The sequence below is a fragment of the Marivita sp. genome (assembly GCF_017643905.1).
In the GTDB taxonomy this organism is placed as follows: Bacteria; Pseudomonadota; Alphaproteobacteria; order Rhodobacterales; family Rhodobacteraceae; genus Marivita.
The window spans coordinates 16788-31861 of the sequence record NZ_JAEPMO010000037.1; the positions used below are offsets into that span (position 1 = coordinate 16788).

Consider the following 15074-nt stretch of genomic DNA (forward strand, 5'->3'; position numbering starts at 1 on the left):
CTGGCCTCCTTGGCACAATCGGGCCCGGACTGCGCCTTAGTTCGCGTTCATCCGTTCAAAATACACCCGCATCTCTTCGGCCTCATGCCGGGCGTCCCGAAGGCCCTCCATGGCGGCGGCGAGTTCGGCCTCGGTCTGAGCTAGCTGATTGGTGAGTTCCGCTTCGCGCTGCTGCAGGTAGGTGATCGCCTGATCGCGGGTTTCCTCGGCCTCGTGGAGTTCCTGCGCCATGCGTTCGAGCTGATCCATATCGGCCTGGCTCACACGGGTGAAGCGATGCACAAGCCAGTTGGCAAACCATCCGAGCCCGAATGCTACGAAGAGAATGATCGCTGTCGTGATGACAAACTCAGTTCTGTCCATTGCCGGTATCCTCTGCGCCGTCAGTTGGTGATGTTTCGTCTGTTGGCGCGGAATCTTCAATGGCTTCGAGCGTTGTTTCCGAGTCTTTCACGGGTTCAGGCCGGCGCAACTTGAATTCGATGCGGCGGTTGGCCTCGCGGCCCTCCTCTGTGTCGTTGCTGGCGATGGGTTGTTCCTCGCCATAGCCACGGACTTCGTAGCTTGCGGTCAAGACGCGGCGCTGGCGCAGCGCATCCACAACGGCCTGGGCGCGGTCCTGGCTGAGTTGCTGGTTCATCACTTCGCGGCCCTGGCTGTCGGTGTGGCCCGCGATCACGAGGGGAATGTCGCCACAGAGCTGCAAAAGTTCTGCGATCTCGTCCATGATGTCCTGTGTCGCGAGATCGAGCGTGGCCGAACCCGGCTCAAACGTGATTTTGCGGTCGCCGATGATCTCGACGATCTGGGCTTCGCATTGTTCGGGTGTCGGGATGCCCAGAAGAGGGTCAAGCTTTTCCTGATAGGCGATTTCGATTTCGAAATGTTCGCTGTCCCCAAGCTTTTCGGCCAGAAGCCCCGCGATCTCGGAACTGGCGTTCTGGTTGCCTGTGTTGCCGCTGATCGTCAGGGCATCCGGGGTCACCGTCACCGCTCCGTTCGACAGCCGCGAGAGGGCTTCGAGACCGGCCAGAACGCGGCTGGACCAGTTTGCGGGCAGGGTATCATCGACGCGGGCGGTGGTGCGCACGGTGGCCGAGCCGAAGGCGGCCCGGGCAAAGCTGTCGGCTGTGGTGCGGGCGATTTCGCTGTTGATGCGGCCGCGCAATTGCACGTCACCTTCCGGGCTGCGCGTTGCAGTGAATTCGGGAATGCCTTCGGGGGCCGCTTCGGGCGGTGTGGGCAGGGTCGCATTGACCACGAATACATCCGGCAGTTCGGTTTCAAGCTCTCCGACCACGCGGTCGAACAGCGACTGGTCCGTTCCTTCCAACGCAAAAAGCGTGACGTCGGCATCGGCAAACGTGATGCTGCCGCCGCCAAGGGCGTCGATGGCGCGAATGCCCATTGCGGTCGCGGCCCCCCATTCGTTTGTCGGGGTTCCAAGGCCCAGACGGCAATCGAGTTTACCCTCCACACCGACCGAGGCCGCCGCCTTGACGATCTCATCCCGATCTTCTTCGGTCGGGGCCGCACAGGCGTCGAACCGCACGCCGTCGCCATCCTTGATAAACCGGAGCGTAAACGGGGAAATGACCGGGCGGGGTGCGCTGATGTTCAGGGCAAGCCGGATGTCATCGCCAGCCCGACGGGCAAGATCGGCCTCGACCCTGCGGCGGGCGTCTTCGCTTTCGACAGCGCCCTTGATGGTCACGCGTCCTGCCTCGACCGAAATCTTGGAGCGGTCGAGCACCCGCAGCACCGACACCGCGTAGTCCATCGCTTCCTCCAACCCATCGGGCACGGGGTATTCCGCGACTTCAAGAAGGTCGGATACAGGGACATCAGGCACCGCGCGTGTGATCTCGGCGACCAGGAGTTCCCGATCAACAGATGCGGGCAGAAGCCCGATCATCGACAGGCCGTCGTCGCTGCGCAAGAGTTCGACAGAAAAGCGCGGAGGGGCGATGCCGTCGCGGTCGACAATGTCGATCTGGTCTATGACCCGAGCAGAGTCGACCACACGTCCAGCGGCGCTGAGCGCCTGAAACCGCGCGGCCTCGGTGGGGGCTGTCCCGATCAGGAAGACCAACAGCCCGTCCGTGTCCACATCCGCCCATGTCAGCGCGTCGCGGTCAAGTTCTGTACGCACTGCCCTTTCCGAGCTTTCCTCAACGGCCCCTGCCGCCACCCACGCCGCCCCGACGCTAAGGACTGCTGCAATGGCGAAGGCACCGAAGAGTGTGAAGACAGAAGACAGGCGCATCAACGTTCCGCGTCAGTTGAGGTTGGCAAAGCGATACGCTGCAGCGCCCCGGATGGCAATCACGCGAAAAGGGCAGCGGCGAAAAACAGCACAGGGATCAGCCCGGCATCGCGGTTCGATCGGAAGAGGTGCAGAAGGCGGTCCATGTCGTCGAGCTTGAGCCGGCGCATCTGCCACATCATGTGCCAGCCCATCGCCCATGGCCCGCCCAGCGCGATCACGAGCGCCAAGATCTCACCGCGCGGGGCGGCAAGGATGATGGCGTAGCCCATCAAGGCGACGGTCAGAACAAGGAAACATGCGAGGTATTTCGGGGTCTCTTCGCCAAAGAGCCGCGCTGTGGATTTCACCCCGATCAGCGCGTCGTCTTCGGTGTCCTGATGCGCATAGATCGTGTCATAGAAAAGCGTCCAGGCCATGCCTGCCACATACAGGAACACGGCGGGCCATTGGAGCTGTCCTGTATGCGCTGTCCATGCCAGCAACGCGCCCCAGTTGAAGGCGATGCCCAGGAACACCTGAGGCCACCATGTGAACCGCTTTGCAAAGGGATAGATCGCCACAGGCACAAGCGCGATGATGCCAAGAAGGATCGCCTGAATGGGAAAGGTGATCAGGATGCAGAACGCGATAAGCGACTGAACCACCGCCCAGGCCAATGCCTGTTTCACCGTCACCTGACCGGAGGGAATCGGCCGCGATGCAGTACGGGCGACAGAGCCGTCAAAGTCGCGGTCGGTGATGTCGTTCCATGTGCAGCCTGCTCCGCGCATGAGGAACGCACCGATGCCGCAGCCAAGGATGATCCACGCATCAAAGAGCCGCGTCTCCCCGGTGTAGAGCATGGCAAGAAGCGTGCCCCAGACGCAGGGCAGATACAGCAGCCATGTGCCGATGGGTCTGTCCGCACGGCTGAGCCGGAGATAAGGGCGCGTCCACGCAGGGGCGAGCGTATCGACCCAATTGCCCGTGACGGCATCGGCGACCTGACCGCTCTGGTCTGGTGAAATCTGCGGTCCAGGCATATGTGTTGCTCCATGAGTTCGAATACGCGCGCGAAAGTCAGGCTTTTTGTAGAGCAGCCGCTTGGGGCGGTACAACCGGTTCCTCTGACGCGGGAGCAGGCGCATTACCTGTTCGGTGTGATGCGGATGGACGTTGGCGACCTTGTGGCGCTGTTCAACGGCCGTGATGGCGAGTGGCAGGCCGAGGTCGCCGAGGCAGGCAAACGCGGTGGCATCCTCGTGTGCCGCGAGCAGTCGCAGCCGCAGGTGATGCCGCCGGATGTGTGGCTGATGTTCGCGCCGATCAAGAAGGCGCGCACGGACTTCATAGTCGAAAAGGCGGTGGAGATGGGCGTGCGGCGGGTGATCCCGGTGCAGACCGCCCACACCAATTCCGAACGCATCCGGCAGGACCGGCTGCAGGCCCACGCGGTCGAGGCGGCGGAGCAATGTGGCGGAGTGTTTGTGCCCGAGGTGGCGGAGTTGACCAAGCTGGATCGAGTGCTGGGCAGTTGGGATGCTGCGCGGCGGATTGCCTTTTGCGACGAGGCTCTGGCCGGGGAAAGTGGGCGTTTGCCGGATGCACCCGGGCCATGGGCGATCTTGATCGGGCCAGAGGGCGGGTTTTCCGAGGACGAACGCAAACGGTTGCGGGGGATGGACTGCGCCAGCCCAATCAGCCTTGGGCCGCGCATCCTGCGGGCCGATACGGCGGCTGTGGCGGCTTTGACCCTGTGGCAAAGCAGTCTGGGGGATTGGGCGTGACGGATTTTCGGTCGACCGAAAATCGCACTTCTGTCGACGGATGTGCCGCACCGGGTGGCCCGCGATGAGCTTTATCCGCCCCGAGATACGCGCGGTGATCCTGCGCTGGCGCGAAGCGCTGGTGGGGGCGGCGATCCTGCTGCTTGGACTCTATTGGATGGTGGGCGTCACGCCCGGCCTGCTCACGTGGATCGGCTATCTCGCGCTCTTTTTGGGGGCGGCGCTGTTCTTTGCTGGGTTGCAACGCGGGCGCGCGAGGATGGGTGGCGGCGGGCCGGGCGTTGTGCAGGTGGTGGAACGGCGCATCGGGTATTTCGGGCCGCTGAATGGTGGGTTGGTCGATCTGGATGCCATCACGTCGCTGAGCCTTGATCCGACCGAGCATCCGCGCCACTGGGTCATCACCCATGAAGGCGGGCCAGCACTGCACATTCCCGTGAACGCCGAAGGGGCCGACGTCTTGTTTGACACCTTTGCCAGCCTTCCCGGCCTCAGTCCGGGCCGTGTCGCATCGACCTTGAAACACGAGGCCACCGGACCAATTGTGCTGTGGCGCAGGCCAGACCTTGAGAAACGCATTGCGCGCCTGCATTGACAGCCCCGAAAATTCAGCCCAAGGCTGACCCCGATTGAAGAGCAGACAGACCGGAGACGCGCCATGTCCATCCCACAGTCCGGTGGCGGGCCCATCGAACATCACGACCAGTTGGCGGAATACCTGGCCTCTGGCTGCAAGCCCAAGGAAGACTGGCGCATTGGCACCGAACACGAAAAGTTCGGCTATTGCAAAGACAGCCTGAAGCCCCTGCCCTACGAAGGTGAGCGATCGATCCTTGCCGTCTTGCAGGGTCTGCGCGACGCGCACGGCTGGCAACCGGTCGTGGAGGGGGGCAACCTGATCGGGCTGGTGAAGGATGGTGCGAACATCTCGCTTGAACCCGGTGGACAGCTGGAGTTGTCGGGGGCACCGCTCGAGACCATCCACCAGACCTGTGACGAGGTGAACGACCATCTGCGCGACGTGAAGGACATCGCTGACAAGATCGGTGTCGGGTTCATCGGTCTCGGTGCCGCGCCGATCTGGCAGCACGAGGACATGCCGCTGATGCCCAAGGGCCGCTACAAGCTGATGGACAGCTACATGTCGACCGTCGGCACCGCTGGCACGACCATGATGCGGCGGACCTGCACGGTTCAGGTGAACCTCGACTTCTCGTCCGAAGCGGACATGGTGCAGAAGATGCGCGTGGCGCTGGCATTGCAGCCGGTGGCGAATGCGCTGTTTGCCACATCACCGTTCTTCGAAGGCAAGCTGAACGGTCACAAAAGCTGGCGCGGGCGGGTCTGGCGGCATCTGGACGATGCGCGCACCGGCATGCTGCCCTTCGTCTTCGAAGACGGGTTCGGCTTCGAGGCGTGGGTGCAATACGCGCTCGATGTTCCGATGTATTTCGTCTACCGCGATGGCGTCTACCACAATGCGCTGGGACAGTCGTTCCGCGACTTCCTCAAGGGCGAATTGCCCGCGCTGCCGGGCGAGACGCCGACCCTGTCGGATTGGGCGGATCACCTGACGACGATCTTCCCCGAAGCGCGGGTGAAGAAATATATCGAGATGCGCGGTGCGGATGGCGGTCCTTGGCGGCGGCTTTGTGCGCTGCCGGCCTTCTGGGTTGGACTGACCTATGATCAATCGTCGCTGGATGCGGCGTGGGATCTGGTCAAAGACTGGGACGCCGAGACCCGCGAAGGACTGCGCGTGGCCGCCTCTGTGGACGGGTTGCAGGCCGAAGTGAACGGGATCAAGATGCACGATCTGGCGCTTGAAGCCTTGAAGATTTCGGAGGCCGGGCTGGTGGCCCGCGCCCGCCCCGGTGCGGGTGGTCTGGTGCCTGACGAGACCCATTTCCTGAACGCGCTTAAGGAAAGCGTCGAGACCGGCAAAACGCTCGCCGACGAATTCATCGACCATTACAATGGCGACTGGAACGGCGATATCAGCCGGATTTACCGCGAATACAGCTACTGAGGTGCGGCCCCTCTTCGAAGGGGCGCGCCCGGCTTTTCGAAAAGCCGGGCACCCTTGATCAATAGCCGATCGCGCAGCCGTCCTTACGCGGGTCAGACGCGCCTTCGAGCACACCGTTTTCGTGAATCAGGATGGCCTGTGCCCCACCGATGCCGACAGGTGGCACAGAGACGCTGTGACCCAGATCGGCCAGCCCCTGATGCACCGCAGCGGAGTACCCCTTCTCGACCTTCATGTCGCCGTATTCGCTGAAGCACCGCGGTGCGTCGATGGCCGCTTGTGGGTCCATCCCGTAATCGACCACGTTGGTTGTAAAGCGTGAGTGCCCGGTGGACTGGTATTGCCCGCCCATCACGCCAAACGGCATCAGCAGCTTGCCGTTCTTCCGCAGCATCGCCGGGATGATCGTGTGCATGGGGCGTTTGCCGCCATTGGCCTCGTTCGGATGGCCCTCTTCCAGAGTGAACCCCGCGCCACGGTTTTGGAACAGCACGCCGAACTTGTCGGATGCCACGCCCGAGCCGAAATCCTTGAACACCGAGTAGATCAACGACACCGCCATGCGGTCTTTGTCGATCACGGTCAAATAGATCGTTTCTTTGTGGACCGCCTCAGTCAGCGGTCGCGCGCTTGGCATGGCGCGCTTGGGGTCGATCAGGGCCGCCAGTTTTTCGCCGGTTTTCGGGTCCAGCATATGCGCAAGGCGCGTCATGTGGTCCATGTCGCTCAGGAAGCGGTCGCGGGCGTCATAGGCCAACTTGGTCGCTTCGGCTTCGATATGCGCGCGTTCAAGACCAAACGGATCCATCGACGGCAGATCGAACTGCGCAAGGATGTTGTTCAGCAGGATCGCGGTCGCGCCCTGCCCGTTTGGCGGATGTTCGACCAGTTCGATCTCTTTGTAGGTGCCGCTGATCGGGGTCGTGTAATCGCTGCGGGTGTCGGCGAAATCCTCGAGCGTGTGAACCCCTCCGATGGCGCGGAGCGAAGATACCATGTCCTCGGCGACTTCGCCTTCGTAAAAGCCCTTGCGGCCCTCGGCGGCGACGCGGCGCAGCGTTTCGGCCATCATCGGGTGACGGAACAGATGCCCGACCTGCGGCGGCTTGCCACCGTGGGTGAAGAACTGGCGGGCCGCACCATGCAGGTTGTCGTGGTGGTTGGCCCAGTCGAACCCGACCCGCGGGGCGACCGGGACGCCTTCTTCGGCATAGTGAATCGTGGGCGCGAGAACGGCATCAAGACCAAGCCGCCCGTAATCCTCGGACAGGCGACAGAACGCATCAATGGCGCCGGGAATGGTGACGGGCTCAGGCCGACCGAAGAGCGGCATCTTGTCGAGACCGGAGGCGCGCAGGTCCGCACCAGACAGCGCTGCCGGTGCCCGACCGGATCCGTTGAGACAGATGATGTCCTCGGTCCCGGCAGGTTTGACCATGACAAAGCAATCGCCCCCGATCCCGGTCATCGCCGGTTCGCACAGCCCCAGAAGAACAGCGCCCGCAATCGCGGCATCGACGGCATTGCCGCCCTGCTTCAGGATGTCGATTGCGGTTTGCGAGGCCAATGGGTGCGATGTGGCGCACATACCGTTTGCTGCCATCACCGCAGAGCGGCCTGGCATGTGGAAATCACGCATGTAAGTTGTCCCTCCGTTTTGCCGCGTAAGATAGGCGGACGCAGGGGCGCGTCAATCCGATGATGCAAAGGGGGAAGGAAGTACCTCGACGCCGCACACTGGGTGGGGGCTGTTAACGGCGCGACGTCGAAGTGAAGCTTTGTGCAGCTACCCTTACTGTTTGCCGTTCAACCAAGGCCACAATTCGGAACGATTGCGACCATTCCTTGGCATCGTTTCCCCAAAACTCTGCAAATTACCTTTAATTTTAAGACTATTTCCGCCTTGGCGACAATCTTTGGAAACACGGCCAAACTGGGGCGGGCCAGAGGGTTTCAGCACAGATCAAAATGCAGGGAAAGCTGGTTTGAGTCGGCGAGCCGTTGATATTCCAATGTCGAAACGAGAGAGCGAATCAACAACCAGCCGTATCCACCCTCGCTCAGCGTCTCTGGCTCGGGCGCGTGTCCGGCCGGGAGCGACAGGTTGGGAAGCGGGCATCCCCAGTCGATCAGGTCTATCTTCAGGCTCTGACCGGTCAGAGAGATGCGCAGCGCCAAGGCACCGAAACCCATGCAGATATAGGCGTGCTCCACGATATTGTTGACGGCTTCCGCCAAAACGATCTGGACATCATCGCCGAGGGGCGCGGCTTTTGAGCCTGCCAAGGCATTGATACACGCACGCAGAACATCCGGCGTTGCCACGTTCAACGCGGGCAGGCAGAGCGCGAGTAGAATCGGTGAGTCAGGTTTTTTCGCTGGCAACGGCCCGATCCGCGTCTGCGTGGATCGCAAAAATCGTGTCCATGCGCGTGAGTCGGAACACCTTGTCGACGATGGGTTGCAGCGCCGCGAGTTCGAGCGTCTGCCCGGGCCGCAATTGCTTCATCGACGCAACAACGGCACCCAATCCGCTTGAGTCGATAAAGGTGACGTGCTGCAAATCCAGAATGAACCGGCCTTCGTCTTTTCCGGTGGTCGACCGCATCTCTTCCTTGAAGTGCAGCGCGGTGGGCGCGTCGATGCGCGTGGCATTCACGCGGATAAGCGTGGCAGCAGCGTGATGTTCAACGATCAGTTCCATGGAGCCTCGGCATTTGATGTGCCGGGCACCCTAGACGCCAATCCTTACCATCCGGTATGCAAGGCCAAAGAGATGACAGCGGGGAGAGATCACATGGCTGAGGTTGTAATCGCCGGGGCTGCGCGCACCGCGATGGGGGGCTTCCAGGGGGCGTTTTCCGAACTGTCTGCTGTTGATCTGGGCGGCGCCGCGATCCGCGCGGCTTTGCAGCAGGCCGGCACCCCGTTTGTTGACGAAGTGCTGATGGGCTGCGTTCTGCCTGCCGGGCAAGGACAGGCCCCGGCGCGGCAGGCGGGCTTTGCCGCCGGTCTTGGCGAAGATGTGCCGGCGACCACGCTCAACAAGATGTGCGGGTCCGGCATGAAAGCGGCGATGATGGCCTTCGACGCCATCGCCTTGGGCCGTGCCACCACAATCGTGGCGGGTGGAATGGAGTCTATGACCAATGCGCCCTACCTGTTGCCCAAGATGCGCGGCGGAGCGCGGATCGGCCACGGTCAGGTGATTGATCACATGTTCCTCGACGGTCTGGAAGACGCCTATGACAAGGGCCGCCTGATGGGCACCTTTGCCGAAGACTGCGCCGAGGCGTTCCAGTTCACCCGTGAGGCGCAGGATGAATATGCGCTACGATCGCTGTCCAATGCGCTCGACGCACAGACATCCGGCGCTTTCGAGCATGAGATCACGCCGGTCACCATCTCGACCCGCAAGGGCGAGGTGATCGTGTCCGAGGACGAACAGCCCGGCAATGCGCGGCCCGAAAAGATCCCGACATTGAAGCCTGCATTCCGCAAGGACGGGACGGTGACGCCTGCCAACAGCTCTTCCATCTCGGACGGGGCTGCGGCGCTGATTCTGACCACGGCAGAGGCCGCAGGCGACAGGGCCCGCGCCCGGATCGTGGGTCACGCAAGCCATGCACAGGCACCGGGTCTGTTCACCACGGCGCCGGTCCCTGCCGCGCAGAAGCTGCTGGACCAGATTGGCTGGAGCAAGGACGATGTCGATCTCTGGGAGGTGAACGAAGCCTTCGCCGTGGTGCCGATGGCGTTCATGCATGAAATGGGACTGAGCCGCGACATCGTGAACGTGAATGGAGGCGCCTGTGCCCTGGGCCATCCCATTGGCGCCTCGGGCGCGCGGATCATCGTCACGCTGCTCAACGCGCTGGAAAAGCGTGGGCTGAAGCGCGGTGTGGCTGCGATCTGCATCGGCGGTGGCGAAGGCACTGCCATCGCAATTGAACGCATCTAGGTTTCTTTGGGCTACCAATACCTCGGGGGTGTGGGGGCTGGCCCCTACAAATATCACATGGCCGACTACATAACGCTTGCCAAAACCATTGCCGCGCTGACCGAAGGCGAAACCGACACGGTCAGCCTGATGGCCACTGTCGCCTGCGAGGTACATCACGCCGATGACCGCTTCGACTGGACGGGCTTTTACCGCGTGGCCGGGCCAGAGCTTCTCAAGATCGGGCCGTATCAAGGCGGGCATGGCTGCCTGACCATCCCGTTCTCGCGCGGGGTCTGCGGCGCTGCGGCCCGCACCGGAGAAGTTCAGTTGGTTCCGGATGTGGACGCGTTCCCCGGCCACATCGCTTGTGCCTCCTCAACTCGGTCGGAACTGGTCTTGCCAGTCTGGAACGGCAAAGGCCGGTTGCTCGGTGTGTTTGACATCGACAGCGATCAGCCGGATGCGTTTACGAAAGAGGATGCAGACGCGCTGTTGGATATTCTGAAAGAGACCTTCGCGGCCGTGACTTAGGATCAGGCGATGCCGATGAAAGACAGGATGGCAATGACGATGACGACAAGTCCGACAAGGTAGATGATGCGGTTCATTGGGTGGTCCTTGATTTGCGTTTGACACCCGACCAACCAGCCGACCCCGGATTTGGTTCCATCCGTCCAAATTGCAGAAATTTGGTGACCGTGTCGCCATGGTGAAAATTTCTTTTGAATTTTCATCAAACCGTGCCATGAAATTCTGGACAGAAATTTCATGGGCGAGTCGTGCAGCACGATCCGGTTCTTCACAGCAAAACGCTTGGCGCGGACCTTCGGGCGCTGCGCAAGGCGCGTGGGCTTACGCTGCAGGACATTGCGGATCGGTTGGGACGGTCCGTTGGTTGGGTCAGCCAGATCGAGCGCGATCTGTCCGCACCTTCCATCACTGACCTGCGCCATATCGCCAAGCTGTTTGATGTCCCCGTTTCGCTTCTTTTCGGCACACCACAGGCCGCAGCGGACGAGGCCGGGTATGTCGTCCGCGCAGGTGCGCGACGTCCCATCGGCAGCGGCGACAGCGGGCTGGTGGAAGAACTGCTCTCGCCCGACCTGTCAGATGATTTCGAGGTGGTGCATTCCACCTTTCAGCCGCGCAGCCGCATTGGCGAGGTCGTCACCCGGCCCACGCAGGAGGTGGGCTATATCCTGTCGGGCAAGCTCGACCTTATCATCAGCGACAGACGGTTCACCCTGACCCCCGGCGACAGTTTCCGGATCAAGGCGGAACCGTTCGAATGGATCAACCCCTATGATGACCCCGCCGTGGTGATCTGGGTCATTGCACCTCCGGTGTATTGATGAGCGACGCATCCCCCTCCGGCCCGGTGTCCCTGACAGGAAGCTGCCTCTGCGGCGCAGTCACCTATACCGCACATGGAGCAGCGGGCGCGCCAGCCGCCTGTCACTGCACCCAGTGCCGCAAGCAGTCAGGTCATGTCTGGGCGTCCTCCTATGTGCCCAATGGCACCCTTGAAATCAGAGGCGAGGTGCGCTGGTACCAGTCCTCTGAGAAAGCCCGGCGCGGGTTCTGTCCGACCTGCGGATCAGCGCTGTTTTGGGACCATGAGGACGATCCGTTCATCTGTTTCTCCACAGGCTCCATCGACGGGCCAACCGGACTGACCCTGCGCGGCCACATCCACACCAAGACCAAGGGCGACTACTACGCCATCAACCCCAACGACCCACAGCGCGAGGATTGACCGATGTTTGACCTCGCCCTTTCCATTCCGCTTTGGACCTACGTCACCTTCATGGGGGCGGCGCTGGTGCTCTACATCACCCCCGGTGCGGACATGATGTTCACGCTGGCCAGTGGTATGCGCGGTGGCGCGCGGTCGGGAATGGCGGCGGCAGCGGGAATCGGATTGGGGGTCATGGGACACGTGGTGATCGCGGCGGCAGGTCTGGCCGTGCTGCTGTTCACCTATCCCATCGCCTATGATGCATTGCGCTATGCGGGGGCGGCATATCTGCTCTGGCTGGCCTACCACACATGGACCGACACGTCCGACCCCACCCGCCGCGAAGGGCGCAGCGACACGTGGCGCGCGTTCCGGCGGGGGTTTCTGACCAACATCCTGAACCCCAAGGTGGGGCTTTTCGTGCTGGCCTTCCTGCCGCAATTCGCCGATCCAGCCATCGGCCCCGTCTGGCAACAGATCCTGATCCTTGGCACGCTTCTCGCGTTCGGGGAACTTGCCGTCTACTGCGTGCTCGGCGGGTTTGCCGGCCTCGCCGCAGCCCGCATTCAGCGCGCGTCTGGCTGGCTGGGCAAACTATCCGCAATTGTCTTTGGCGGGCTCGCGCTGCGCCTTGCCTGGAACTGAGGAGACCACCCATGTCCGATTTCCCCACCACCACCCGTGTCGTCATCATCGGCGGCGGCGTCGTTGGTGCGTCGTGCGCCTATCACATCGCCAAGGCGGGTTGGGATTGCGTGCTTCTGGAGAAGAACGAACTGACCGCAGGCTCCACATGGCACGCCGCCGGGAACTGCCCGTCCTTCAGCACAAGCTGGGCGGTGATGAACATGCAGCGCTATTCACTGTCGCTCTACCGGACGCTGGCGGACGAGGTCGATTACCCGATGAACTACCACGTCACCGGGTCAATCCGTTTGGGCCACACGAAAGAGCGGATGCAGGAGTTCGAACGCGCCCGCGCAATGGGTCGATATCAGGGCCTTGACCTTGAGATGATGGCGGTGGGCGACATCAAGGAGCGCTATCCGTTCATCGAAACGCACGATCTCGCGGGCGCTTTGTATGACCCGGACGATGGCGACATCGACCCGGCGCAGTTGACGCAGGCCTTGGCCAAGGGCGCGCGGATGATGGGGGCGAAGATCGAACGCTTCTGCCCTGCCACGGGCGTGAGCCGCAAGGGTGATGAGTGGATCGTGCACACTGACAAGGGCGACATCACCTGCGAAAAGGTGGTCAACGCCGCGGGCTACTATGCCCAGCGCGTCGGCGAATGGTTCAAGCCCTATGGCGGGCGCACGGTACCGATGACCGTGATGAGCCACCAGTATTTCCTGACCGAACCGGTGCCTGAATTGGAAGCGTGGTCAAAGGAAAACGGCAAGCTGCCGCTCTTGCGCGATGTGGACAGCTCCTACTACCTGCGGCAGGAAAAATACGGTCTGAACCTTGGACCGTACGAACGGAACTGCAAGGCGCATTGGGTCACGCCGGACGATCCCATGCCGGACGATTTCAGCTTCCAGCTTTACCCGGACGATCTGGAACGGCTCGAATGGTATATCGAGGATGCAATGGCCCGTGTGCCCATTCTGGGTGCGTCCGGTGTGGGCCGGGTGATCAATGGACCGATCCCTTATGCGCCGGATGGCCTGCCGCTGATCGGGCCGATGCCGGGTGTGCCCAACGCGTTCGAGGCTTGTGTGTTCACCTTTGGCATTACCCAAGGCGGCGGCGCGGGCAAGGTTTTGGCGGAATGGGTCACCGAAGGCCAGACCGAATGGGACATGTGGGCCGTCGATCCGCGCCGCTACACCGATTACGCCGATCAGAACTATTCCGACCAGAAGGCGATCGAGACCTACAGCCACGAATACGCCATGCATTTCCCGCGTCACGCATGGCCAGCCGGGCGCGACAAGAAACTGTCGGCGGTGCATGACAAGATCATCGCGGCGGGCGGCGTGATGGGGGCATATAACGGTTGGGAACGCGCCAATTGGTTTGCGCAGCCGGGCGATGACACGTCTGAGGAGGCGACCCAAACCTGGGCGCGGAAAGGCCCGTGGCAGCAGCGGATCATGGAAGAATGCGAAGCGGTACGCGATGCGGCGGGTGTGATCGCCATTTCCGGCTTTACGCGCCTGTCGGTCGAAGGTCCCGGCGCGCGGGCGCATGTCGATGCGCTCACCTGTTCTACCCTGCCGAAACCGGGACGCGTGGGTCTGGCCTATTTCCCGGATGACCGGGGCCGCATCCTGACCGAGATGTCGGTGATCCCGCAAAGCGACGAGGCGATCTGGCTGATCACGGCTGCCGTTGCGCAATGGCACGACCGCGATGTCCTGCTGCGCGATCTGCCCGAGGGGCTGACCGTGCAGGACCGCACGACGAAATACGAGTGTTTCCTCGTGACCGGGCCGAAATCGCGTGAGATGCTGGCACCTTTGACGGATGCCGACCTGACGCTGCCTTGGCTGTCGTTCCAGGAGGCCAACGTCTGCGGCAAACCGTGCGTTCTGCTGCGCGTGTCCTTCGCCGGAGAGCTTGGGTGGGAAGTGCACTGCCTGACTGAAGACGCACCCGAGATCTACGACGCCATTCTGGGCGCGGGGGCCAAACCCTTTGGCATGTATGCGCTCAATTCCTTGCGGATCGAAAAGGGCTACCGCGCTTGGAAGGGCGACCTCTCGACCGACTACACCATGCTCCAAGGCGGGCTGGACCGGTTCGTCAAGCTGGACAAGCCGCAGGATTTCCCCGGCAAGGCCGCGCTTCAGAGCGAAAAGCAGCAGGGCGTGACCAAACGCTTTGTGACGCTGCTCGTCGATGCGGGCGGGTATGACGCGCCTTACATGTCGACGCTCTGGCATGACGGACAGGTCGTGGGCGAAACCACCAGCGGTGATTGGGGCTACCGGGTGAATGCCTCCATTGCGCTGGGTATGCTGCGGGCCGATCTGGCGGTGCCGGGCACGGAACTTGAGATCGACATCTTCGGCGAAATGCGCAAGGCGGTCGTCCAGAAGCATGAACCCCTCTGGGATCCGCAAAACGAAAGGCTGCGCGCATGACAATCACACTACTGGACGGCGGAATGGGTCAGGAACTCATTCACCGTTCGGGCACTCCGCCAACACCGCTGTGGTCAACGCAAGTGATGATCGACATGCCCCATCTGGTCCGCGAGATTCACGCGGATTACTTTGCCGCCGGGGCCGAGATCGCCACGACCAACACCTATGCCATCCACCGCGACCGGCTGGCGGGAACCGAGCATGAAAGCCGGTTTGAAGACCTGCATCGTA

General features: G+C 62.2%; 17 protein-coding genes. 10 read left to right on the forward strand and 7 right to left on the reverse strand.

Annotation, left to right across the window (positions count from 1 at the left end):
- Positions 1-36 precede the first annotated feature (36 nt).
- From JJ869_RS07870 to ubiA, 3 genes are read right to left on the reverse strand one after another with little or no spacing between them, the layout of a single operon-like run.
- Entirely contained in the window at positions 37-363 is a 327-nt protein-coding gene (locus tag JJ869_RS07870; protein WP_292265867.1) for a hypothetical protein, read from the reverse strand.
- Positions 350-2266, reverse strand: coding sequence for an OmpA family protein (locus JJ869_RS07875; protein WP_292265869.1), 1917 nt, complete (start codon positions 2264-2266; stop codon positions 350-352). The genes JJ869_RS07870 and JJ869_RS07875 overlap by 14 nt, the downstream gene beginning before the upstream one ends.
- 59 nt (positions 2267-2325) lie before the next feature.
- Positions 2326-3291, reverse strand: a complete 966-nt coding sequence (ubiA, locus tag JJ869_RS07880) for a 4-hydroxybenzoate octaprenyltransferase (RefSeq protein ID WP_292265872.1) — start codon at positions 3289-3291, stop codon at positions 2326-2328.
- A 12-nt stretch (positions 3292-3303) separates the two neighbouring features.
- Between ubiA and JJ869_RS07885 the strand changes: the two genes are divergently transcribed.
- The 3 genes from JJ869_RS07885 (at position 3304) to JJ869_RS07895 (ending at position 6064) form a co-directional block, all read left to right on the forward strand.
- Entirely contained in the window at positions 3304-4035 is a 732-nt protein-coding gene (locus JJ869_RS07885; RefSeq protein ID WP_292265874.1) for a 16S rRNA (uracil(1498)-N(3))-methyltransferase, read from the forward strand.
- A 64-nt stretch (positions 4036-4099) separates the two neighbouring features.
- A complete protein-coding gene (locus JJ869_RS07890; RefSeq protein WP_292265876.1) occupies positions 4100-4630 on the forward strand; it encodes a hypothetical protein in 531 nt (176 codons plus the stop codon).
- A gap of 63 nt (positions 4631-4693) precedes the next feature.
- A complete protein-coding gene (locus tag JJ869_RS07895; protein WP_292265878.1) occupies positions 4694-6064 on the forward strand; it encodes a glutamate--cysteine ligase in 1371 nt (456 codons plus the stop codon).
- 58 nt (positions 6065-6122) lie between these two features.
- Here JJ869_RS07895 and JJ869_RS07900 read toward each other — a convergent pair whose 3' ends face one another.
- The 3 genes from JJ869_RS07900 to JJ869_RS07910 all read right to left on the reverse strand — a co-directional run bounded on the left by JJ869_RS07900 (position 6123) and on the right by JJ869_RS07910 (position 8768).
- Complete coding sequence (locus tag JJ869_RS07900) at positions 6123-7703, reverse strand: gamma-glutamyltransferase family protein (RefSeq protein WP_292265881.1); 1581 nt, start codon at positions 7701-7703, stop codon at positions 6123-6125.
- Positions 7704-8017: 314 nt separating this feature from the next.
- A complete protein-coding gene (locus JJ869_RS07905; RefSeq protein ID WP_292265884.1) occupies positions 8018-8449 on the reverse strand; it encodes an ATP-binding protein in 432 nt (143 codons plus the stop codon).
- A complete protein-coding gene (locus tag JJ869_RS07910) occupies positions 8430-8768 on the reverse strand; it encodes an STAS domain-containing protein (protein WP_292265886.1) in 339 nt (112 codons plus the stop codon). The genes JJ869_RS07905 and JJ869_RS07910 overlap by 20 nt, the downstream gene beginning before the upstream one ends.
- Before the next feature lie 93 nt (positions 8769-8861).
- Between JJ869_RS07910 and JJ869_RS07915 the strand changes: the two genes are divergently transcribed.
- Positions 8862-10025 carry an acetyl-CoA C-acyltransferase gene (locus JJ869_RS07915; RefSeq protein WP_292265888.1) on the forward strand — a complete coding sequence of 388 codons (1164 nt, stop codon included), beginning with the start codon at positions 8862-8864 and terminating at the stop codon, positions 10023-10025.
- A gap of 57 nt (positions 10026-10082) precedes the next feature.
- Positions 10083-10538: a GAF domain-containing protein gene (locus JJ869_RS07920; protein WP_292265891.1), complete on the forward strand. Its 456-nt coding sequence runs from the start codon at positions 10083-10085 to the stop codon at positions 10536-10538.
- 2 nt (positions 10539-10540) lie between these two features.
- Here the strand turns inward: JJ869_RS07920 and JJ869_RS07925 are convergent, their stop codons facing one another.
- Positions 10541-10777 carry a hypothetical protein gene (locus JJ869_RS07925; protein ID WP_292265894.1) on the reverse strand — a complete coding sequence of 79 codons (237 nt, stop codon included), beginning with the start codon at positions 10775-10777 and terminating at the stop codon, positions 10541-10543.
- Between the two features lie 9 nt (positions 10778-10786).
- Between JJ869_RS07925 and JJ869_RS07930 the strand changes: the two genes are divergently transcribed.
- The 5 genes from JJ869_RS07930 to JJ869_RS07950 all read left to right on the forward strand — a co-directional run.
- A complete protein-coding gene (locus JJ869_RS07930) occupies positions 10787-11359 on the forward strand; it encodes a helix-turn-helix domain-containing protein (protein ID WP_292265897.1) in 573 nt (190 codons plus the stop codon).
- Positions 11359-11763, forward strand: coding sequence for a GFA family protein (locus tag JJ869_RS07935; protein WP_292265899.1), 405 nt, complete (start codon positions 11359-11361; stop codon positions 11761-11763). The genes JJ869_RS07930 and JJ869_RS07935 overlap by 1 nt, the downstream gene beginning before the upstream one ends.
- Positions 11764-11766: 3 nt before the next feature.
- Entirely contained in the window at positions 11767-12390 is a 624-nt protein-coding gene (locus JJ869_RS07940; RefSeq protein WP_292265900.1) for a LysE family translocator, read from the forward strand.
- Between the two features lie 11 nt (positions 12391-12401).
- On the forward strand, positions 12402-14840 hold the full coding sequence (locus tag JJ869_RS07945; protein ID WP_292265902.1) for an FAD-dependent oxidoreductase: 2439 nt from the start codon (positions 12402-12404) through the stop codon (positions 14838-14840).
- Positions 14837-15074: homocysteine S-methyltransferase family protein (locus tag JJ869_RS07950; RefSeq protein WP_292265904.1), on the forward strand; the 238-nt coding region annotated here is incomplete at its 3' end. The genes JJ869_RS07945 and JJ869_RS07950, both read left to right, overlap by 4 nt.